Origin of the sequence: Amycolatopsis sp. cmx-11-12 (assembly GCF_046269425.1) — a bacterium.
Taxonomy (GTDB): Bacteria; Actinomycetota; Actinomycetes; order Mycobacteriales; family Pseudonocardiaceae; genus Amycolatopsis.
Window position 1 is genome coordinate 236,294 of the sequence record NZ_JADNQM010000005.1, and the last position, 23,661, is coordinate 259,954.

The window sequence follows — 23,661 nt, forward strand, 5'->3', positions numbered from 1 at the left end:
GGAGCTGACCGTACGTGTCCGACGAACAGAAACTCCGCGACTACCTCAAACGCGCCATCGCCGACGCGCAAGACGTCCGCAAACGGCTGCGCGAGGTCCAGGACAAGGCACGAGAGCCGATCGCGATCGTGGGCATGGCCTGCCGCTACCCCGGCGGGGTGGCCACACCCGAGGATCTCTGGCGGCTCGTCGCCGAGGAACGGGACGCCATCTCGCCGTTCCCCGCCGACCGGCAGTGGGACGTCGAACGGCTCTACGACCCGGATCCGGATCAGATCGGCAAGTCCTACACCCGGCACGGCGGGTTCCTCGACTCGGCGGACGGGTTCGACCCCGGTTTCTTCGGGATGTCTCCGCGTGAGGCGCTGGCCGCCGATCCGCAGCAGCGGCTGCTGCTGGAAGTCGCCTGGGAGGCCTTCGAACGGGCCGGTGTGGTCCCCGATTCGGTGCGGGGCAGCCGGACCGGGGTGTTCACGGGCGTGATGTACAACGACTACGGCTCGCGCCCGGATCTCCCGCCGGACGAGTTCGAGGGCTACTTGCTGAGTGGGAGCGCGGGCAGCATCGCGTCCGGCCGGCTTTCGTACACCTTTGGTCTCCAGGGCCCGGCGGTCACGGTGGACACGGCGTGTTCGTCGTCGCTGGTCGCCCTGCACCTGGCCGCGAACGCCCTGCGGCAGGGTGAATGCGACCTGGCGCTGGCCGGTGGCGCCACGGTGATGTCCACGCCGACCGGATTCGTCGAGTTCTCCCGGTTGCGTGGCCTCGCGCCGGACGGTCGCTGCAAGTCTTTCGCCGCGGGTGCCGACGGGACGGCGTGGGCTGAGGGTGTCGGTCTTCTGGTGTTGGAGCGATTGTCGGACGCGAAGCGCAACGGGCATCGGGTTTTGGCTGTGGTTCGGGGTTCGGCGGTGAATCAGGATGGCGCGTCGAACGGGCTTACCGCGCCGAACGGTCCGTCGCAGGAGCGGGTGATCCGGCAGGCACTGGGCAACGCGGGGCTTTCGGCGTCCGATGTGGACGTCGTCGAGGCGCACGGCACTGGCACCAGGCTGGGCGACCCGATCGAGGCCCAGGCCCTGATGGCGACCTATGGCCAGGATCGTGAGCGGCCGTTGTGGTTGGGGTCGCTGAAGTCGAACATCGGTCACGCGCAGGCCGCGGCCGGTGTCGGTGGTGTGATCAAGATGGTGCAGGCCATGCGGCACGGCGTCCTGCCCAAGTCCCTGCACATCGACCAGCCCAGCCCCGAAGTGGACTGGACCTCGGGTGCGGTGTCGCTGCTGACCGAGGCACAACCGTGGCCGGGATCCGAACGCCGGGCCGGGGTGTCGTCCTTCGGTTTCGGCGGCACGAACGCGCACGTGATCATCGAGGAGGGCGACCCGGTCGAGACCGGCGCCAGGCCCGGCACGGGTGTCGTTCCCCTGGTGCTGTCCGCGAAATCGGCGGACGCCGTGGCGGATCAGGCTCGGCGGTTGGCCGTGGCTCTTGCCGACGAGCGGCTCGATCCGGTCGATGTGGCGTACTCGCTGGCCGTCGGCCGGACGGCTTTCGAGCATCGCGCCGTCGTGGCCGGGACGGATCGCGAGGAGCTGCTGGCCGAGCTGGATTCGGTTGCGGTGAAGCAGGTTCGCGGCGGGCGGCTCGGGTTCCTGTTCACCGGCCAGGGTTCTCAGCGGGCCGGTATGGGTCTTGAGTTGTATGAGGCTTTTCCGGTGTTCGCTCGTGCTTTTGATGAGGTGTGTGATCGGCCGCTGCGTGAGGTGATCGCTTCTGGTGTGGATCTTGATCTGACTGGTTGGGCGCAGCCTGCGTTGTTCGCGTTAGAGGTGGCGTTGTATCGGCTCGTGGAGTCGTGGGGTGTCCGGCCTGATTTCGTTGCCGGGCATTCGATCGGTGAGGTCGCGGCGGCTCATGTGTCCGGTGTGTTCTCGCTGGAGGATGCGTTGACGCTGGTTCGTGCGCGTGGTCGTTTGATGCAGGAGTTGCCGTCGGGTGGGGCGATGGTGGCGATCCAGGCCCGTGAAGAGGATGTTCAGCTGGTCGACGGTGTGGGAATCGCGGCGGTGAATGGTCCTGACTCGGTGGTGATTTCGGGTGTCGAGGACAAGGTTCTGGGGATCGCGGCGGGGTTCGCGAAGACGAAGCGGTTGTCGGTGAGTCATGCGTTTCATTCGCCGTTGATGGAGCCGATGCTGGATGAGTTCCGTCAGGTGGTCGAGGGCCTGGAGTTCGGGTCGCCGGGTATCGCGGCGGTGTCCACTGTGTCCGGTCGTGTGGTGTCCGGCGAGTGGGGTACGGCTGAGTATTGGGTTCGGCAGGTCCGGGAACCCGTGCGGTTCATGGACGCCGTGCGGACGCTGTCGGCCGAAGGTGTTCGGACGTTCGTGGAGCTGGGGCCGGACGCCGTGCTGTCGGCGATGGTCGGCGACTTGGCCGACGACGTCGACGCGGTGCCGTTGCAGCGACGAGACCGGCCGGAGGCCAAGACGCTCGTGCGGGCGGTGGCCGGGTTGCCCGTCGTCGACTGGCCCGCGTTCTTCGAGGGCGGCGACGCCCGCGTGGTCGACCTGCCGACGTATCCCTTCCAGCGCGACAGGTACTGGCTCGCGCCGTCCGCCGGGACGCGGGACGCGGTGGGGCTGGGGCTCAACGCGGCCGGTCACCCCTTGCTCGGCGCGGCCGTGGAGGTCGCCGACGGCGAGACGACCGTCCTCACCGGACGGCTTTCCCTGGAATCCCAGCCGTGGCTGGCGGACCACGCGGTCCGCGGCACCGTTCTGGTACCGGGTGCGGCCTTCGTCGAGCTGGCTCTGAGCGCGGCCGAGTTCGCGGGGTACTCCCGGATAGACGAGCTCACCATCTCGGCACCGCTTCCGCTGCCGGAGCGCGAGTCGGTCCAGGTCCAGGTCGTCGTCGGCGCGGATGGCGCGTTCGCGCTCTACTCGCGGCGAGAGGACGAGTGGGTCCGGCATGCCGGTGGCCTGCTCGCCGAGGCGGCGGGCGACGGCTCCGGCCTGACAGCCTGGCCACCGCCGGACGCGACCGAACTGGACGTCGCGGATTTCTACGACGACCTGGCGGACCGCGGTTACGGCTACGGCCCGGCATTCCAAGGGCTGCGCCGGGTCTGGCGGGCGGGCACCGACGTCTTCGCCGAGGTCGCCCTGCCCGAAGCGGTCTCCACGGACTCGTTCCTGGTGCATCCGGCGTTGCTCGACGCCGCCCTGCACGGGGCGCTGGCAGGCGACGGCGAGCGCATGGTGCTGCCGTTCTCGTGGTCCGGTGTCGAAGTCCATTCGGCCGGTGCTTCGACCTGCCGGGTCAAGCTCACCCGGTCCGGCCAGGACACCCTGTCGGTGGTGCTGGCCGACGAGGCTGGCCTGCCCATCGCCACCGTGGAATCCCTGGTGCTGCGGGCACCGTCGGCAGGCGCGTTACCGGAAACCGATGGCCTGTACGGAATCGACTGGACCGCACTGACGCCCGGCTCCGGCGGGCACGGCGACTTCGAAATCATCCACGTTCCGGCGACCGGAACCTTCGTACCCGACGCGATGCGGGAAGCCACGCACCACGTGCTCGGCCTGTTGCGTGAGCGCACCGATCCCGCGCCGCTCGTCATCGTCACCAGGAACGCGCTCGCCGTCCGCGGCGAGGACGTGGACCCGGCACACGCGGGTGTCTGGGGGCTGGTGCGGTCCGCGCAGTCGGAGAATCCGGGCCGGTTCGTCCTGGTGGACGCGGACGGCGACGTCGAGGAGGCGGCGCTGGCCGCGGTCGTGGCCGCCGAGGAGCCACAAGCCGCCGTCCGTGCCGGTGAGATCCTCGTGCCGCGGCTGGCCAAACGTGCCGTCCGGGAGACCCCTGCCGTCGACTGGACCCGGGGCCGGGTCCTGATCACCGGGGGAACGGGTGAACTGGGCGCCGTCGTCGCGCGGCACCTCGCCTCCGCGCACGGCGTACGCGATCTGCTGCTGGTGAGCCGTCGCGGCCTGGACGCGCCTGGCGCGACGGAGTTACGTGACGAACTTGGCGCCGAGGTCGTGGCGTGCGACATCGCCGATCGCGAGTCGCTGCGGGAACTGCTGGAGCGCTACCCGGTCACCGCGGTCGTGCACACCGCGGGCGTGGTGGACGACGGCGTCATCGGCTCGCTGACGGCCGAGCAGGTGGACCGGGTGCTGCGGCCGAAGGTCGACGCGGCCTGGAACCTGCACGAACTCGCCGGTGACCTGGCCGCGTTCGTGCTGTTCTCGTCGGTCTCGGGGGTGCTCGGTGGTCCCGGCCAGGCCAACTACGCGGCAGGCAACACCTTCCTCGACGCCCTCGCCCAGCATCGGCTGGCCAACGGGCTGCCCGCGACCTCCCTCGCGTGGGGCCTGTGGGAACAGACCAGCGAGATCACCGCCGGGCTCGGCGACATCGACCTGAAACGAATGGCCCGCAACGGTTTGCTGCCCTTGGCGGCCGAGCACGCACTGGCCTTGTTCGACGCGGCACAGCATGTCGGCGACGCGGCCTTGACCGTGACGAGGTTCGACACGGCGTCCCTGCGAGCCCGGGGTGATGACCTGCCGAAGATGCTGAGCGGCCTCGTACCCGCGCGCCGGTCCGCCCGGCCAACCGGGTCACTGGCCCGGCGGCTGGCTCCGCTGGCGGACGACGAACGGGAGGCCGTGCTGGTCGACGTCGTCCGTGCCCAGATCGCGGCCGTGCTCGGGCACGCCGATCCCACGTCGATCGACACCGGCAGGCCGCTGCAGGAGATCGGGTTCGACTCCCTGACCGCGGTCGAGCTGCGTAATCAGCTCGCCACGATCACCGGTTTGCGCCTGCCGGCGACCCTGGTCTTCGACTATCCGACTCCGGTCGCCCTCGCACGGCACGTGGCGAGCGAGCTGTCGGGAACCCGGACCGAGCCGGTACGGGCAGCCGCGGCCGTGACGACGGGCGAGCCGATCGCGATCGTCGGCATGGCGTGCCGGTATCCCGGGGGAGTGAGTTCTCCCGAGGACCTGTGGCGGCTGGTGGCCGAAGAACGGGACGCGATTTCGGCCTTCCCGGACCGGCGTGGCTGGCCAGAGGACCTGTTCGCGCCGGATCCCGATCAGCGCGGCAAGAGCTACGTCCGTGAGGGCGGATTCCTACACGACGCCGACGAGTTCGACGCCGGGTTCTTCGGGATCTCCCCGCGCGAGGCCAACGCGATGGATCCGCAGCAACGCCTGCTGCTGGAGACCGCGTGGGAATCGCTGGAGAGCGCGGGAATCGACCCGCACGCGCTGCGCGGCAGCAAGGCGGGCGTCTTCGCCGGGATGATGTACTACGACTACGCCTCACGGGTCCGGAACGTCCCGGAAGATCTGGAAGGCATGCTGGCCAGCGGTAACGCGGGAAGTGTGCTGTCGGGGCGGCTGGCGTACACCTTCGGTCTGGAAGGGCCGGCGGTGACGGTGGATACGGCGTGTTCGTCGTCGCTGGTCGCCCTGCATCTGGCCGCGAATGCCTTGCGGCAAGGCGAATGCGATATGGCGTTGGCGGGCGGGGTGACCGTCATGTCGACCCCGACCGCGTTCGTGGAGTTCTCCCGGCAGCGAGGTTTGGCGCCGGACGGCCGCTGTAAGCCGTTCGCCGCCGGTGCCGACGGGACGGCGTGGGCCGAGGGCGTCGGTCTTCTGGTGTTGGAGCGGCTGTCGGACGCGAAGCGCAACGGGCATCAGATTTTGGCCGTGGTGCGGGGTTCCGCGGTAAATCAGGATGGTGCGTCGAATGGGCTCACGGCGCCGAACGGTCCGTCGCAGGAGCGGGTGATCCGCCAGGCGCTGGCCGACGCACGACTTGAAGCGTCCGATGTGGACGCTGTGGAGGCGCACGGTACCGGGACGACGTTGGGCGATCCGATCGAGGCCCAGGCATTGATGGCCGCTTACGGTCAGGGGCGTGAGCGGCAGTTGTGGTTGGGGTCGCTCAAGTCGAACATCGGTCACGCGCAGGCCGCCGCCGGTGTCGGTGGCGTGATCAAGATGGTGCAGGCCATGCGGCACGGTGTCCTGCCGAAGACCTTGCATGTGGACGCGCCGAGTCCGCACGTGGAATGGGATGCGGGCGCGGTGTCGTTGCTGACCGAGGCGCATTCGTGGCCCGAGACGGGCGCGCCACGGCGTGCCGGGGTGTCGTCGTTCGGGATCAGCGGCACGAACGCCCACGTGATCATCGAGCAGGGCGAGCCCGCCGACGCCGGTGAGCGTGCGGAACTCCCTGCTGTTCCTTTGGTGCTGTCCGCGAAGTCGCCGGAAGCCCTGGTGGGGCAAGCCGAACGGCTGGCGTCGTTCGTGGAGCGGAAGCCGGACCTGATCGAGGTCGGCCGTTCGCTCGCGGTGGGACGGGCGGCCTTCGAGTACCGGGCAGCCGTCACCGGCGCCACCCACGACGACGTCCTCGCCGGACTGCGCTCGGTCACGGCTCGCCGAGTGACCGGGGGCAAGACCGCGTTCTTGTTCACTGGTCAGGGTTCTCAGCGGGCGGGGATGGGTCTTGAGTTGTACGAGGCTTTCCCGGTGTTCGCGCGTGCTTTTGACGAGGTGTGTGGCGACTCCCTGCGGGAGGTGATCGCGTCCGGGGTGGATCTTGAGCAGACCGGATGGGCGCAGCCTGCGTTGTTCGCGTTAGAGGTTGCGTTGTATCGGCTCGTCGAGTCGTGGGGTGTCCGGCCTGATTTCGTTGCCGGGCATTCGATCGGTGAGATCGCGGCGGCTCATGTGGCGGGTGTGTTCTCACTGGATGATGCGCTGACGTTGGTTCGTGCGCGTGGCCGGTTGATGCAGCAGTTGCCTTCTGGCGGTGCGATGGTGGCGATCCAGGCCCGTGAGGAGGACGTGCAGCTGGTCGACGGGGTCGGGATCGCGGCGGTGAATGGCCCGACGTCGGTGGTGATTTCCGGTGTCGAGGACAAGGTCCTTGAGATCGCTGGGAAGTTCGCGAAGACAAAACGATTGTCGGTCAGCCACGCGTTCCACTCGCCGTTGATGGAGCCGATGCTGGACGAGTTCCGGGCCGTGGTCCGGGAACTGGATCTCGGCGAGCCGCGGATCCCGGCGGTGTCGACGGTGACCGGCCGCTCGGTCACCTCCGAGTGGAGTACCCCGGACTACTGGGTCGACCAGGTCCGCCTGCCGGTGCGCTTCGCGGACGCTGCCGGATCCCTCGCCGCAGCCGGTGCGCGGACTTACGTGGAGATCGGCCCGGACGCGGTGCTCACCGCGCTGATCGAGGACGGCGACGCCGTGGCACTCCTGCGCCGCGACCAGCCGGAGACCACGGCGCTGATCACCGCGCTCGGCGACCTGTACACCGCTGGCGTCACTCCGGACTGGGAGGAGTTCTTCGGCGGCACCGGCGGCCTGCTCGACCTGCCGACCTACGCGTTCCAGCGCGAACGGTACTGGCTGGCCGACGGCACCGGGGATCCGCTGCTCGGCCCGGCCGTCTCCGTCGCGGGCAGTACGGAAGTGCTGTTCAGCGGCACGGTTTCCCGGCGCGGCCAGGCCTGGCTGGAGGAATACGAGGTCGTCCCTAGCGCGCTGTTCGCCGAGCTGGCCCTCCGCGCCGCGGACGAATCGGGCTTCGCCGGAGTCGACGTACTCACCTCCGTGGCCGGCCTGCCCGTACCGGACCGGGCGGCGGACCTCCAGCTCCGCGTGGACACGGCGAGCAGGCGGTTCACGATCCACGCCCGCACCGACGACGAATGGGTCCTGCACGCGACCGGTCTGCTCGCCGCGGACGTGGTTCCCGCGCCCGAACCTGTCGGCGCGCTTGGCGAGACGTTCGAAACCGACCAGGACGTCTCCGTCTTCGGTATCCATCCCGCGTTGCTCGACGCCGTCGTCCGCGACCCGGCGGAGTGGCGAGGCGTGCGGCTGTACGCGGCCAGGGCGCGGACCGTCCGGGTCGCCGAGGCCGACCCACTATTGCTCACGGACGAGTCCGGGCGGCCGGTGCTCTCGATCGACGAGGTGATCCACCGGGACGTGCCGGTCCACGGCGGACGCGGCCCCGGGCGGTCACTGTTCGTCGTGGACTGGCAGTCGATCGAGCTCGACCCGGAGTCCACTGTGGACATAGAAATCCTGGCGGCCTCGGATGGCCCCGGTACCCTCGATCAGGTCCGCAAGTTCATGACGGAGGCGGGCGACACCACGCTCGTGGTCACGACGAGCGGCGCGATCCCGGTCGGCGAGGAACTGCCGGACCTCGAAGCCGCCGCGGTACTGGCGGAACTCCACTCGGCCCAGGCTGAGTTCCCCGGCAGGCTCGTGCTGGTGGACGTCCTCGGGGTGTTGCCCGCCGGACTGGGCTCGGCCATCGCCGGAGCAGGGGAATCACAGGCGGCTCTACGGGACGGCGAGGTCCTGGTGCCGCGTCTGGTCCGGGCGACCGGCGATGGACGGGACTTCGACTGGGGCGACGGCGCCGTCCTGATCCTGGGCGGAACCGGCGCGATCGGCGGCCTGGTGGCGGAGCATCTCGTCACCGGGCACGGGGTCTCGCGCCTGGTGCTGGCCGGTCGCCGCGGCGAGGGCACACCCGAACTCCGGGAACGGCTCGGCGCGGCGGACGTGACCTTCGTCAGCTGTGACGTGTCGGATCCCGCGGCACTCGCGGCCGTACTCGGCGAGCACCCGGTTTCCGCGGTCGTGCACGCGGCGGGCGTCACGGACGTCCGGCATCTTCGTGACCTGATCCCGGAAACCGCGCCGCTGGTGCTGTTCTCGTCGGATCCCGGCCGCCCCGGCAACGCGCTGTTCGACGCCATGGCCCGGCGCGGGAACACGATCTCGATCGGCTGGGGGCCGTGGGAGACACCCGCCGGTACCGAGTCCGACCGGAAACGCCACGCCCTGCACGGAGTCCTGACTCTTACCCCCGGCGATGGCCTGGCCTTGCTCGACGCGGCGCTCGACACCGGTCTGCCGTCGGTCATTGCGGCCTCACTGGATCTGGCGGCGGTGCGGGCGAGCGGGCACGTGCCACCGATGCTGCGCGGCCTGGTCAAGCCACCGGCCAAGCGGGTGGTGCGGTCGGAGACGCTGACTTCCCGGCTGAGTGGGTTGAGCGCGGAGGAGCAGCACGAAACGCTGTTGGACGTCGTCCGCACCGAGGTCATGGCCGTGCTCGGACTCCCGGAAGGGCATACCGTCCGCGACGATCAGCCGTTCCTCGACCTCGGCTTCGACTCGCTGACCGCCGTCGAACTCCGCAACCGGCTCAAGGCGAGGACCGGCGAGCAGTTGCCCGCGACGGTGGTGTTCGGCCACCCGACGCCGGACGCGCTGGCCGGTCTGCTGCGTACCCGGCTGGTCACCGATCGGGACGACGGCCCCGCGAGCGTCCTCGACGAACTCGACCGCCTGCAAGAGATCCTCGTCGGTGTCCCGGACGACGACGCGCGGCGGGACTCGATCACCACCCGCCTGCGGACGATCCTGTCCCGCTGGAGTGAACCGCGCGCCGGGTCCGCCCCGGCCGAGGACGTGACCAGCCGGATCGAGGCGGCGTCCACCGACGAGATCCTCGCGTACATCGACAACGAGCTCGGCCGCACGGTCGGCTGAGCCATCTTCGAGGGGTTTGCATGTCCACTGAGCAGAAGCTGGCCGAATACCTGAAGTGGGTCACGGCCGACCTGCAGAAGACCCGGCTCCGGCTCGAGGAGCTGGAGGCGGGCCGGGAAGAGCCGATCGCGATCGTGGGCATGGCGTGCCGCTATCCCGGCGGCGTCGCGTCCCCGGAAGACCTGTGGAGCCTGGTGACCGAGGAACGGGACGCGATCTCGGAGTTCCCCGAAGACCGGGGCTGGGACGTGGACGCGCTCTACGACCCGGAGCCGGGGAAACCGGGGAAGACCTCCACCCGGCACGGCGGTTTCCTCGACGACGCCACGAAGTTCGACGCGGGATTCTTCGGGATCTCCCCGCGTGAGGCGCAGTCGATGGACCCGCAGCACCGGGTCCTGCTGGAGATCTCGTGGGAGCTGTTCGAGCGGGCGGGGATCGATCCGTCCGCGTTACGCGGCAGCAGGACCGGGGTGTTCGTCGGCGTGGCGGGGCAGACCTACGTGCCGCTGGACGGCCCTCGGGAACTCGAGGGCTACCTCACCACGGGCCGTCTGGGCAGTGTCGCCTCCGGCAGGCTCTCGTACTTCTACGGGTTCGAAGGGCCCGCGGTCTCGCTGGACACGGCGTGCTCGTCGTCGCTGGTGGCACTGCATCTGGCGATGCAGTCCCTGCGGCGTGGCGAATCCACGATCGCGATCGCCGGCGGGGCCAGTGTCGCCGGTGCACCCGGCGGTTTCGTCGACTTCTCCCGGCAGCGGGGGCTTTCGCCGGACGGCCGGTGCAAATCCTTCGCGGCGGCCGCGGACGGGACCGGCTGGTCCGAGGGCGTCGGTCTCCTCCTCGTGGAGAAGCTTTCGGACGCGCGCCGCAACGGGCATCGGGTGCTGGCCGTGGTGCGTGGTTCGGCGATCAACCAGGACGGCGCGTCGAACGGTCTGACCGCCCCCAACGGCACAGCACAGGAACACGTGATCCGGCAGGCGCTGGCCGACGCGAAACTCGAAGCGTCCGATGTGGACATCGTCGAGGCGCACGGCACCGGCACCCGACTTGGTGACCCGATCGAAGCACAGGCCCTGATCGCCACCTATGGGCAAGGTCGGAAACGGCCGTTGTGGCTGGGTTCGCTGAAGTCGAACATCGGGCATACCGTCGCGGCGGCCGGTGTCGGCGGCGTGATCAAGATGGTCCAGGCCATCCGGTACGGCGCGATGCCCAAGACCCTGCACGTCGACGAGCCCAGCCCGCACGTCGACTGGCAGGCGGGTGCCGTGTCGCTGCTGACCGAGGCGCGGCCGTGGCCGGAGACGGACGGACCGAGGCGGGCCGCCGTGTCGTCCTTCGGGGTCAGCGGGACGAACGCGCACACGATCATCGAGCAGGCGCCCGACTCCGACGATCCTGAACGTACCGCGTCGCCCGTCGTACCGTGGGTACTGTCGGCCAAATCGGCGGCGGCCGTCGAGACGCTGGCGCAGCGCCTCAAGTCCACAATGGATAATGGCGGCCCGGACATCCAGGACGTCGGGTTCTCGCTGGCGGGGCGGACTTCGTTCGAGCATCGCGCGGTCGTCGTCGGGACGGACCGCGCCGAGTTGCTGGCCGAGCTGGACTCGGTCGCGGTGACGCGGGTCCGGGGCGGCCGGGTCGGATTCCTGTTCACTGGTCAGGGTTCTCAGCGGGCCGGTATGGGTCTTGAGTTGTATGAGGCTTTTCCGGTGTTCGCACGTGCTTTCGATGAGGTGTGTGATCTGCCTCTGCGGGAGGTGATCGCGTCCGGGGTGGATCTTGATCAGACCGGGTGGGCGCAGCCTGCGTTGTTCGCGTTAGAGGTCGCGTTGTTCCGGCTGCTGGAGTCGTGGGGTGTTCGGCCTGATTTTGTTGCTGGGCATTCGATTGGTGAGATCGTGGCCGCTCACGTGGCCGGTGTCTTCTCGCTCGAAGATGCACTGACGCTGGTTCGTGCACGTGGCCGGTTGATGCAGCGGTTGCCGTCTGGTGGGGCGATGGTGGCGATCCAGGCTCGTGAGGAGGATGTTCAGCTGGTTGACGGTGTCGGGATCGCGGCGGTGAACGGTCCTGACTCGGTGGTGATTTCGGGTGTCGAGGACAAGGTTCTGGGGATCGCGGCAGGGTTCGCGAAGACGAAGCGACTGTCTGTGAGTCACGCGTTCCACTCGCCCTTGATGGAGCCGATGCTGGACGAGTTCCGGGCGGTAGTCGAAAGCCTGGAGTTCGGGTCGCCGGGTATCGCGGCGGTGTCCACTGTGTCCGGTCGTGTGGTGTCCGGCGAGTGGGGTACGCCGGAGTACTGGGTGCGGCAGGTCCGGGAACCCGTGCGATTCATGGACGCCGTCCGAACACTCGCCGAGGAGGATGTGCGGACGTTCGTGGAACTCGGCCCGGACGCCGTGCTGTCCGCGATGACCCAGGACGTCCTCGGCGACGTGAACGTACTGGCCCTGGTGCGCAAGGGACGGCCCGAGGCGAAGACGCTGGTGCACGCCGTCGCCGGACTGGAAACCGTGGACTGGCAAGCGTTCTTCTCCGGCACCGGCGCCCGGATCACCGACCTGCCGACGTATCCCTTCCAGCGCGAGCACTACTGGATCGAACCGGGTGCCGAGGACACGGCCGGTGCCATCGGGCATCCCTTGCTGGCCAAGGCGGTCACGGTCGCGGGTTCCGGCGAGACCCTGTTCACCGGCACCCTGTCCCGGCGCGTTCACGGGTGGCACGTGGTCCCGGAGCCGGTGCTGCTCGAACTCGCCATCCGGGCGGGTGACGAACTGGGCTGCACCGAGGTCGACGACCTGACCCTGCTGACACCGCTCGTCCTCCCGGAACGGGGCGGCCTCCAGGTCCAGGTCCGGATGAGCGACCCGGACGACACGGGTGCCCGCGTCGTCACCGTCCACGCGCGCCCCGACGACGACGAGTCTCCGTGGACCGGCCACGCGTGCGGCAGGCTGAGCTTGCGCGCGCCGGGACACCGTCCGGCGGAAGACGGACCGTGGACCGAAGTCCGCTTGCCGGAGAAGACCGGCCCCGGCGGATACGCGATGCACCCGGATCTCCTCGGCGAGGCGCTGCGTGTGGTGCTGCCCGAGGGGGCCGTGGTGTCCCGGTGGCAAGGCGTGTACCTGCACGCGACCGGTGCGACAGCCCTGCGGGTCCGGTCACTGCGGCGTGACGACGGGACTTACGCGTTGTGGCTCTCGGACCTGTCCGGCTTGCCCGTCGCCGACGTCGAATCCTTGACCGTTGGCGGACATGCCGACGACGTACGGACCGAAGACGCACTGTTCACTGTGGACTGGATGCTGCTGGCTCCCGGCAAGGATCTGCCCACCGTCCACGACGCCGAGGTGATCGCGTGGCGGCCGGGTCCGCTCGGCGAAGGTGTGCGGCGAACGCTCGACCTGCTCCGGGACCACCTCGCCGGAGAACACACCCTCGTGATCACCACCCGCGGCGGTGTCTCGACGGGCGGCGAGGACGTGCCGGATCTGACCGCGGGCGCGGTGTGGGGCCTGGTGAGGTCGGCGCAGTCCGAGTCCCCTGGCCGGATCGTCCTGGTGGACACCGACGACGACCGGTCACTCGACGCGCTGCTGCCCTCCATCCTGGCGGCGGGAGAACCCCAGGCCGCGATCCGCGACGGCCGGGTCTTCGTGCCACGACTCGCGCGCGCGAAGGCGTTCGGTCCGCCGACCGGGGCATGGGACACCGGCGGCACGGTGGTGATCACCGGCGGCACCGGCGGCCTCGGCGCGTTGTTCGCGCGATATCTCGTGACCCGGCATGGCGTGCGCGACCTGCTGTTGCTGAGCCGCCGCGGAGCCGAAGCCCCCGGCGCGGATCGGCTGCACGCCGAACTCACCGGTCTCGGCGCCCAGGTCACGATCACCGCCTGCGACGTCTCCGACCGCGGATCGCTCGCCGCGGCACTGGCAGACCATCACGTGACCGCCGTCGTGCACACGGCGGGCGTCATCGACGACGGTGTCATCACTTCGCTGACACCCGAACAGGTCGAGAAGGTGTTGCGGCCCAAGGCGGACGCGGCCCGGTACCTGCACGAGCTGACCGGCGAGCTGACGGCGTTCGTGCTGTTCTCCTCGATCGCCGGCGTGATCGGCGGCCCCGGCCAGGGCAACTACGCCGCCGCGAACGCGTACCTGGACGCGCTCGCCCGGCACCGCCACGCGCAAGGACTCCCCGCGACGTCGATCGCGTGGGGTGTCTGGGAGCAGACAACGGGGATCACCGGCGACCTGGACGAGGCCGACCTGAAGAGGATGGCCCGAGCCGGTTTCCCGCCGATCGGATCCGACCGCGGACCGGCCCTGCTGGACGCCGCCCTGCTGGCGGGCTCACCCGCGATCGTGGCGACCCCGCTGGACATCGGGGCTATGCGGGAACGGCCCGGCCAGGTGCCCGCTCTGCTGCGTGGCCTGGCACGCGTGACCCGGCGGCGGGTCGCCCAGAACACCGAGGTCGCGGCGGGCGGGCTGGCGCGGCGCATCGCCGGGCTGAGCGCGCCAGAGCAGCTCGAGGTCCTGCTGGAGACCGTGCTCGCCGAGGTCGCGACGGTGCTCGGCCTGGCGGACGCGGGCACGATCGGCGCGGACCAGCCGCTCCCGGACCTCGGCTTCGACTCGCTGACGTTGGTGGAACTCCGCAACGCCCTCAACACGGTGGCGACCGCGAACCTGCCGTCCACGGTGGTCTTCGACCATCCGACACCCGCCGCGCTCGCGGCGTACCTGCTGGCCGAACTGGCTTCCGGGGCCGAATCCGAGAGCGAGCAGGTGCGGTTCGAGGCCGAGGTCCGGCTCGCCGACGACATCCAACCGTCCGGTGAGGTCGTGCGATCGGTCTCGGATCCCGGCAAAATCCTGCTGACCGGGCCGACCGGGTTTCTCGGCGCTTTCCTGCTGCGTGACCTCATGCGCACCACGAAAGCGAAGGTGTACTGCCTCGTGCGCGGCGGCGACGCGGCTCGGCTGCGGGAAAGCCTGGAGTGGTACCGGGTCTGGCCGGAGATCGACGAGAACCGGTTGGTCGTCGTGCCCGGCGACCTCGCCGAACCACTGTTCGGACTGTCCGAAGAGGACTACGACACCCTCGCCAGGGAGATCGACGTCGTCTACCACGTGGGAGCGACGGTCAACTGGCTGTACCCGTACTCCGCGTTGAAGGCGTCGAACGTGACCGGGACGGAACAGATCCTGCGGCTGGCCGCCCGGCATCGCAGCGTCCCCGTGCACCACGTCTCGACGACCGGCGTGTTCGCCGTGCCGGCGGAAGAGGGCGAGCCGCTCAAGGTCACCGACCCGACCGGCCCCGCCGAACAGCTGGCCAGCGGATACCTGCGGAGCAAATGGGTGGCCGAGCAGCTCATCGGCCTCGCCCGCGACCGGGGCCTGCCCGTGTCGGTCTACCGGGTCGACGTCGTCTGCGGAGACCAGACGACCGGGGCCTGCCAGACCAAGGACTTCGTCTGGCTCAGCCTGAAGGGACTGCTCCAGGCCGGGGCGGTCCCGGCCGGAGCCGAAGGGCGTTTCCCGATGGTCCCCGCCGACTACGTCAGCGCGGCGATCGTCGCCCTGTCCGGGCGGGACGCGGGGGAGACCTTCCACCTGTACAACCAGAACGGCGCGTCACTGGCCGAGTTCGTGGACCACCTGCGCTCGTTCGGGTACACAGTGGACGAACGGCCGCGGGCCGAGTGGCGGGCGATCGTCCAGGCGGACAAGGACAACGCGATGCTTCCGTTGCTCGAAGCCTTCGAAGCGATCATGACGCCCGGCGGGGGATACCCGGTCATCGACACGGGGGAGACCGAACGGGCGCTGGAAGACACCGGCATCACCTGCCCGAGGATCGACAAGCGGCTTTTTGCCCGCTACGTCGACTTCTTCGTGAAGTCGGGCTATTTCCCTGAGGCGTAAGGCTTTGCGGGTGGCCTTCAGCTGGCCGTGAAGGCCTCCTTGCCTACCCTGAAGGTAGGGAAGGAGTCCTTCACGGACCCGGAACGTGCCCCGGTAGCACCACTGGCCCCACCAGTCACAACGATGACGCGTGAAGGCCCCCTTCCCTCGGCTCAGCCGAAGAAACGCGACGTTCACAAGTACATGAAGGCCCCCTTCCCTGCGCCAGGCGCAAGGAAGGGGGCCTTCATGTACTTCAGGCGACCAGGGCGCCGGAACAGCGCGAGACCGCCAAATACGAGACCACACCGGCCACCACGCCACTTCGCCCTGCCCCTCAATAAGGAGTACGGCCCAGCAACGCCACCAGCCGGTTGCTCGGCTGCGTCGAACGGGTGACCACCGCCGGTGCGAACAACGAATGCCGCGTGGCGTCCGTGACCACTGCGGGAGCCAGCTCCAGCAAGGTCGTGGCCAGGTCGTCCGGGATCCGCTGCGGGGTCCGGCACGCCATCGCGATGTCCCAGCCGTGCACCGCGACCTCCAGCGCGCCGGTGGCGGCGAGGATCGAACTCGACATCGGCCGGTCGGCGATCGCGACGACCTGCTCTTCCTGGCAGATCTCGGCGCAGGTCCGCAGCAAGCGGCACGCACGCCCGCGGAACATGCTCACCGCACCGGTGGCGGGCTCGGGTGTCGACGTGACCCGCACGCACCCTTCACTGACGCCTTCGTGCAGCGCGTCCAGTGAATCGGTGAAGTGCCGCAGCAGCAGTTCCAGGTCCCAGCCGTCGCACGGCGTCGGCCACGTGAGCATTTCCGGCGTGACGCGCTGGGCCGTGCCCAGCGCGTAGTTCAACGCCCGTTTCAACAGGCCGAGGCCGTCGATCGTGGTGGTCACCGTCATGCGGTGAACCGGGTCGGCAGACCGAGGTCACCGAACAGCGCGGGCTTCTGGTGCGACACGATGCGCGCGATTCCCGAGTCGGTGACGGTGAGCACCTCGACGGAGTACGCGTGATGCGCCCCGTCCTCGCCCAGCATGTACGTGGCGAACGCCGGACGGCCGTCGACTGTGCACCGCACCAGTTTGCAGGTGCCGAAGGCCGGGCACTCCGTGCCGAGGAAGCGCGCGATCTCCTCGCGTCCGGCCAGCACGGCCGGGTCCGGGGGCAGTTCGCACACCGCGTCCTCGGTCAGCAGCTGCATCAGCAGGGTCAGATCGCCGATTTCGAACGCCGTCACGTACTGGTCGAGCAGATGCCGCTGGCGCCGGTCGGCGGGCTCCGCGACGTCGTCGGCGGCCATCGTGATCTGCGAGAGCTGGGTGCGGGCGCGTTGCAGCATGCTGTGCACGGCCGTGCTGGTGGTACCGAGCAGTTCGGCGACCTCGGAGGCCTGCCAGTTCAGTACCTCCCGCAGGATCAGCACGGCCCGCTGGCGTGGTGGCAGATGCTGCCACGCCGTCGCCAGCGCGAGCCGCATGGTCGCCCGCGACATCACGACCTTGGCCGGATCCTCGGCCGCCGTGCCGAACAGGACGTCGGCGATCGGCTCCAGCCAAGTGGGCTCGCGGCCAGCCGGGTCGGCCGCCTCGTCCGCGCCGGGCGCCGGGCCGCCGAGCCCGGTCGGCATCGGCCGCCTGCCCCGCGTCTCGATCGCGTTCAGGCACGCGTTCGTGGCGATCCGGTAGAGCCAGCTGCGCAGGGAAGAACGGCCTTCGAAGTCTTCGTACGCCCGCCACGCCCGCAGGTACGTCTCCTGCACCAGATCCTCGGCCTCGTCGACCGAACCGAGGATGCGGCGGCAGTGCACCAGCAGCTCGCGCCGGAACGGATCGGTCAGACTGGCGAAATCCCCGATCTCGTCGGCCAGTGCCTGGTCCCGTCTGGCTCGGTCCACGTCGTGCTCCTTACCCCTCGAATCAACCTTCCTGAATAGAGACAGCCGAGACCGGGTGAATTCGTCGGCGGACGACCGATGAATCGGCTGGAGCCCACTTGTCTGCACTTAGTATGACTGACACGCAATCAGCTCCGGCCCAGCCGGACCCGCGCCGGTGGAAGGCGCTGGCGTTGCTCTGCGCGGCCTTCTTCATGGTGGCCCTCGACGGGCAGATCGTCATCCTCGCGCTGCCGTCCATCCAGGATGACCTGGGCTTCACCGCCGCGGGCCTGCAGTGGGTGCTCAGCGCCTACCTGCTGAGCTTCGGTGGCCTGCTCCTGCTGGGCGGCCGGATCGCCGACCTGTTCGGGCCCCGCCGCCTGTTCCTGGCGGGCGTGGTGTTGTTCCTGGTGTCCTCGGCGCTGTGCGGCCTGGCCTGGGACGGCAACGTGCTCGTCATCGCCCGCGTGATCCAGGGGGTGTCGGCCGCGATCATGTCACCCACGGCGCTGGCCCTGCTGATGACGACCTTCGACGAGGGGCCGGAACGCAACCGCGCGCTGGCCATCTGGACCGGTACGGGCGCGTTCGGCGCCACCGCCGCCCTGCTGATCGGCGGCGTGCTCACCGATCTGCTTGGCTGGTCCTGGATCTTCTACATCAACATTCCCGTCGCGCTGGCAATGCTCCTGCTGACCCCGGTGCTGCTGAAGGAGAGCGCGCCCCAGGTGAAGGGCGTCGGCTTCGACATCGGCGGCGCCGTGACCAGTACCGCGGCCCTCGTGCTGGCGATCTTCGCGATCGTCGAGGCACCGGCGGCGGGCTGGGGCAGCGGGCAGACCCTCGGCCTGCTGGGGGGCGCGGCCGTGCTCCTGGTGCTGTTCGTGATCATCGAGTCGAAGTCCAAGGCGCCACTGGTGCCGTTGCGGATCTTCCGGTCGAGCAGCCTCACCGGCGGCAACCTGATGATGATCCTGGTCGGCGTGCTGCTGGTCGGTTTCAACGTCATCGTGTCGCTCTACGCCCAGCAGGTCCTGCTGTTCACGCCGGTCATCTTCGGCCTCGGCACGCTCGCGTACGCCGTGATGGACCTCGTCTCCGCGAACGTCGGCGGGGCGCTGGTGACCAAGCTGGGGTACAAGTTGATGGCGCTGATCGGCATGGTGCTGTTCGGCGCGGGCGCCCTGATCATGACGTTCATTTCGCCGGACGGAAGCTACTTCGGCGATCTGTTCATCGGCCTGATCGTGTTCGGCGCGGGTGTCGGCACGTGCTTCGTCGCCGTCACGATCGCCGCACTGACCGGTGTCCCCGACGAGGACGCCGGCCTGGCGTCGGGCATCAACAACGCCGCGTTCTGGATCGGTGGCGCGCTGGGCTCGGCGGTCGTGTCGACCGTGGCGGTCGCCTACACCACCGGCACCGGCCCGGCCGCGCTCACCGACGGCTTCAGGGCGGCATTCTGGGCCTGTGTGATCGTCGCGGCGATCGGAGTGGTGATCGCACTGGTATTGCTGGCCATGCGCAAGTCCGACGCGGAGACGCAGCAAGTCGCGGACGTGCACTGACCACTGACCCGAGGAGCCCGCTCCTCTTCCAATCCGGCTTACCGCCGCGCCCACCCCCGGCGCGGCGGTAAGCCGGTTTTCGGAACCTACTGGGAGGAACTGATGTCCGAAACGGTGCCGGTACGGCTGACGGTGAACGGCGAGGACCATGTGCTGGCCGTCGACCCACGTACGACCCTGCTCGGTCTGCTGCGTGACCGCCTGGCCTTGGCGGGTACGAAGACCGGCTGCAACCAAGGCACCTGCGGCGCCTGCACGGTGCAGGTGGGCGGCCGCAGGGTGCTCTCCTGCCTGACCTTGGCCGTCACCGCGGACGACCGCTCGGTGCGCACGATCGAAGGCCTCGCCGACGAGGACGGCACCCTGCATCCCTTGCAGCAGGCGTTCGTCGACTGGGACGCCCTGCAATGCGGTTTCTGCACGCCCGGCCAGATCGTGTCCGCCGAGGCGTGCATCCGGGAGGGGAACGCGGGTTCGGACGACGACGTCCGCGAGTACATGAGCGGCAACCTGTGCCGATGCGCGGCATATCCGAACATCGTGCGGGCCGTGCGGTCCGTCGCCGGGGGAGCGTGACATGCGGCCGTTCACCTACACCAGGGCCGAGACCCTGGAAGAAGCCGTGCACGCCACGCGCCGCGATGGCAGCCGGGTGCTCGCCGGCGGTACGACACTGGTGGATCTCATGCGGACCGACGTCATGTCACCGGCACATGTGGTGGACATCGGCCGGATCGCGGGGCTCGACCGTATCGAGCACGACGGCCCGGTGCTCCGGTTCGGCGCACTGGCGAAGATGGCCGACGTCGCGGCGGATCCGGTCGTCCGCGACGAGTACCCCGTGCTGGCCGAGAGCCTGCGCCGGGCCGCGTCACAGCAACTGCGCAACATGGCGACCATCGGCGGGAACCTGTTGCAGCGCACCCGATGCCCGTACTTCCGCGACGGTGTCTCGCCGTGTAACAAGCGCGAGCCAGGATCGGGCTGCGGCGCTCAGACGGGGCCACATCGTGAGCACGCCGTGTTCGGCGGCTCGGACGCGTGCATCGCGGTCTATCCCGGTGATTTCGGGACCGCCCTCGCCGCTTTCGACGCCACCGTCGAACTCGTCGGCGTCGAGGGCACGCGTGCGCTGCCGTTCTCGGAGGTGCACACGGACGTGCTCGACAGGCCCGAGGTGGAGACCACGTTGCGGCAGGGCGAACTGATCACCGGGGTCACCATCCCGGTCACCCCGGTGCTGCGCAGGTCCGCGTACATCAAGGTCGGCGACCGCGCCGGGTACTCGTTCGCCATCGCTTCCGCGGCCGTTGGACTCGACATCCGTGACGGCGTCGTGGTCGACGCGCGGGTCGCGCTCGGCGGCGTGGCACCCAGGCCGTGGCGGAGCACCGCGGCCGAAGAGGCCCTCGTCGGGAAACCGTTCTCCACGGATTTGGCCAAGGAGGCCGGCGTCGCGGCGTTCGACGGCGCCGAACCGCGCAAGGACAACCTGGTCAAGGTCGCACTGGGGAAACGTGTCGTCGAACAAGCTTGCTTGACCGCGTACAGCAGGGGAGAACTGTAATGGGGAGCATCCTGGGGGAGCCCGCGGTCCGCGTCGACGCGGTCGCCAAAGTCACCGGAGCCGCGCCGTACGCGGCCGACGAGGTCATCGCGGGCATGACGCACGCCGCGCTGACGACAAGCACCATCGCGCGCGGCCGGATCACCGAGATCGACGTACGCGCCGCGGAAGCCGTGCCCGGTGTCCGGCTGGTGCTGACACACCGGAACCTGGGGGACAGTGTCGGTGAAGGCCGATTTCTCGTCCCGGTCTACGGCGGGCAGTTCCAATCCAGCTTCAATCCCCTCGCCTCGGACGAGATCCGCTACTTCGGGCAGATCGTCGCGTTGACCGTCGCCGAAACACCGGAGATCGCCGAGCACGCGGCGAGCCTGATCGAAATCCGGTACGCCGCCGAGCCCGCGGTGATCGCGTTGCAGGACACCGAAACGGCGGCCGTGATCGACCTGGTCGGCGTCGAAGCCGGTGACACGGCGAAGGAACTCGCGCGAGCGGACGTGGTCCTCGACGAGGAATACGAGACCTCGGTCAACCACCACAACCCGATCGAATTGTTCAACGTGACCGCGACCTGGAGCGAGGGCGCGCTCGAAGTGCGGGTGCCCAGCCAATGGGTCACGGGGGAGCGGTACGCGTTGTCCTCGGTGCTCGGACTGTCCGAAGAGGACGTACGCGTGATCAGCCCGTACGTCGGTGGCGGATTCGGCTGCAAGGGCGCGACCCTGTGGCATACGGTGTTCACGGCCGAGGCGGCCCGGCGACTCGGCGGTTCGGTCAAGCTGTTCGTTTCGCGGCGGCAGATGTTCACCATCGGCGCCTTCCGGCCGCAGTCGCGGCACCGGTTGCGGCTCGGGGCCACCGAAGACGGCAGGTTCACCGCGTACGAGCACGAGGTCCTGACGCAGTCCTCCAGGACCGACGTCGTCGCGTTGCCCGGTACCGACAACACCGCCAGGCTCTACGCGTTCCCCGCCATCCGTACGCGGGAAAGCACCGTGCAGACCGACACGAACACGCCGGGGTTCATGCGCGGTCCGCTGGAGTTCCCGGAACTCTTCGCGCTGGAGAGCGGGATCGACGAGCTGGCCGTGAAACTGGGGATCGACCCGGTCGAACTGCGGCTGCGCAACGAGCCGGACAAAGAGCCCGTGCACGGATTGCCGTACAGCAGCCGTTCCCTCGTCGAGTGCTATCGCCGGGGAGCCGAGCTTTTCGGCTGGTCCGAACGCGATCAGGCGATCGGCTCGATGCGGAGCCCGGACGGTGAACTGGTCGGCTGGGGATGCGCTTCGGCGAGCTACCCGGTGTTCGAAGGCAGTGTGTGCGACTGCCGGATCACCGTGGACTCCGCAGGCCGGGCGGTGGTCGAGGTCGCCGCGCAGGAGATCGGCACGGGCACCTACACCACGCTCGGCCAGATCGGCGCGGAGGCGATCGGGCTCAAGATGACCGACGTCAGCGTTTCGCTGGGGGACAGCGATCTGCCCCGTGGCCTGGCCACGGCCGCGTCGTCGACCGTGGCGACGATCGGGTCCGCGGTCCATGTGGCGGGCCGGAAGATCCGCGAGCGGCTTCTGTCCCTCGCCGCGGCCCACCTGCCCGGAGAGCTCACCGTCGAGGGCGGGATCGTGCGGGCGGGCAACGGCGCCAGCACGTCGGTCGCGGATCTGGTCGCCGCCGAGCCCGGGGGTGTGCTGAGCCTGGAATCCCGGTACACGCCACCGAATCTCACCCCGGAGATGGTCAAGTCGACGTTGGAGGAGAGCACCTTCAACATCACCGGCCCGATCGGGCCGGATCACGTGACCTTCAGCTACGGCGCGAACTTCGCCGAGGTCCGGATCGACCCGATCACCCGCCGGGTCCGGCTGGGCCGGATGGTCGGGGTCTTCGCCGTCGGCAAGGTGATCAACCCGCGCGTGACCAGGAGCATGCTGATGGGCGGGATGATCTGGGCGGCGGGCCACGCCCTGATGGAGAAGACCATCCTGGACCGGGGCAAGGCCCGGTTCGTGAACACGGATCTCGCCGGCTACCACATGGCCACGAGCGCCGACATCGGTGAGGTGATCGTCGAGACCGTGGACGAACGTGACGACGTGGTCAACGTCCTCGGCGCCAAGGGCGGCGTCGGCGAGATGGGCATCGTGGGCATGCCCGCCGCGATCGCCAACGCCGTCCACCACGCGACCGGCATCCGCGTACGCAGGGTCCCGATCCTGGTCGACGACCTGGTGTGAGTGCCGTGGGTTGCCCTCCGCCCGTGAGGGCAACCCACCGCTCAATCGACGAGCGGTGGACGCGTCCGGCTTCTCTTCAGCTCGAAGAACCCGTCGACACTGGCCAACGCCGAGATCCCGTCGTAAAGCGTCCCGGCCGCCTCACCGCGCGGGATCGGCGAGATCACCGGGCCGAAGAAGGCCACCCCGCGGATCGCGATCACCGGCGTACCGACCTCGTACCCGACACGGCTCATCCCGTCGTGATGCGACGCCCACAGCGCGGCGTCGTAATCCTCCGTGTCCGCGGCGTCCGCCAGATCGATCGGCAACCCGGCTTCCCTGAGCGATTCGACGATCGCCTCCCGATCGAGGATCCGCCCCTGATTCTGATACCTCGTGCCGAACGCGGTGTAGAGCGGACCGAGCACCTTGTTGCCGTGGCGTTGCTCCGCCGCGATCGCCACCCTGGCCGGGCCCCAGCCCTCGTCGACGATCCCGCGGTGTTCCTGCGGGATGTCGCGACCGTGCTGCAGAACCGACCAGCTCATCACATGCCAGCGGGTCTCGATCGGGCGGACCTCGCTCGCCTCGATCAACCATCGTGACGCGATCCACGACCACGGGCACATCGCGTCGAACCAGAAGTCGACCGGGACACGGTCTTTCATGAACTCTCCTTAGCCCACCTGAAGATCTTTATCAGTAGTGACCGGCGAGGAGAAGCGGATTCATCGGAAGATCACGGATGGAGCAACTCTTGAGGAATAAGGCAAAGGTGTCGTGGCGAGTCGCGTGGTCTCCGCCCCACGCGGGCACCGTGCGGCTGAGTGTTTCCCGTGTCAGCGGCGGTAGCGGGGCGCG

Annotated in this window: 8 protein-coding genes and 2 pseudogenes; 7 read left to right on the forward strand and 3 right to left on the reverse strand. The window is 69.2% G+C overall.

Annotated elements, in window-relative coordinates; genetic code table 11:
• Positions 1–14: 14 nt before the first annotated feature.
• From ACLARN_RS09360 to ACLARN_RS09370, 3 genes and pseudogenes are all read left to right on the forward strand, one after another.
• The gene (locus ACLARN_RS09360; protein ID WP_409490915.1) at positions 15–9,620 is read left to right on the forward strand and encodes an SDR family NAD(P)-dependent oxidoreductase; all 9,606 of its coding nucleotides are present in this window, start codon (positions 15–17) and stop codon (positions 9,618–9,620) included.
• A 50-nt stretch (positions 9,621–9,670) separates the two neighbouring features.
• Positions 9,671–12,547, forward strand: a pseudogene (locus ACLARN_RS09365) (type I polyketide synthase); the annotation flags it as partial.
• A 540-nt stretch (positions 12,548–13,087) separates the two neighbouring features.
• Positions 13,088–15,580: pseudogene (locus ACLARN_RS09370) on the forward strand (thioester reductase domain-containing protein); the annotation flags it as partial.
• Between the two features lie 316 nt (positions 15,581–15,896).
• Here ACLARN_RS09370 and ACLARN_RS09375 read toward each other — a convergent pair.
• Positions 15,897–16,466, reverse strand: coding sequence for a maleylpyruvate isomerase N-terminal domain-containing protein (locus ACLARN_RS09375; RefSeq protein ID WP_409490916.1), 570 nt, complete (start codon positions 16,464–16,466; stop codon positions 15,897–15,899).
• Positions 16,463–17,461, reverse strand: a complete 999-nt coding sequence (locus ACLARN_RS09380) for an RNA polymerase subunit sigma-70 (RefSeq protein WP_409490917.1) — start codon at positions 17,459–17,461, stop codon at positions 16,463–16,465. Before ACLARN_RS09380 ends, ACLARN_RS09375 begins: the two co-directional genes overlap by 4 nt.
• Before the next feature lie 113 nt (positions 17,462–17,574).
• Between ACLARN_RS09380 and ACLARN_RS09385 the strand changes: the two genes are divergently transcribed.
• The 4 genes from ACLARN_RS09385 to ACLARN_RS09400 all read left to right on the forward strand — a co-directional run bounded on the left by ACLARN_RS09385 (position 17,575) and on the right by ACLARN_RS09400 (position 22,818).
• The gene (locus tag ACLARN_RS09385; protein ID WP_409490918.1) at positions 17,575–19,011 is read left to right on the forward strand and encodes an MFS transporter; all 1,437 of its coding nucleotides are present in this window, start codon (positions 17,575–17,577) and stop codon (positions 19,009–19,011) included.
• Positions 19,012–19,113: 102 nt separating this feature from the next.
• Positions 19,114–19,587, forward strand: coding sequence for a (2Fe-2S)-binding protein (locus ACLARN_RS09390; protein WP_409490919.1), 474 nt, complete (start codon positions 19,114–19,116; stop codon positions 19,585–19,587).
• Position 19,588: 1 nt separating this feature from the next.
• Complete coding sequence (locus ACLARN_RS09395) at positions 19,589–20,578, forward strand: FAD binding domain-containing protein (protein ID WP_409490920.1); 990 nt, start codon at positions 19,589–19,591, stop codon at positions 20,576–20,578.
• Complete coding sequence (locus ACLARN_RS09400) at positions 20,578–22,818, forward strand: xanthine dehydrogenase family protein molybdopterin-binding subunit (protein WP_409490921.1); 2,241 nt, start codon at positions 20,578–20,580, stop codon at positions 22,816–22,818. Before ACLARN_RS09395 ends, ACLARN_RS09400 begins: the two co-directional genes overlap by 1 nt.
• Positions 22,819–22,859: 41 nt before the next feature.
• Here ACLARN_RS09400 and ACLARN_RS09405 read toward each other — a convergent pair whose 3' ends face one another.
• Positions 22,860–23,468 carry a disulfide bond formation protein DsbA gene (locus ACLARN_RS09405; RefSeq protein ID WP_409490922.1) on the reverse strand — a complete coding sequence of 203 codons (609 nt, stop codon included), beginning with the start codon at positions 23,466–23,468 and terminating at the stop codon, positions 22,860–22,862.
• Positions 23,469–23,661 lie beyond the last annotated feature (193 nt).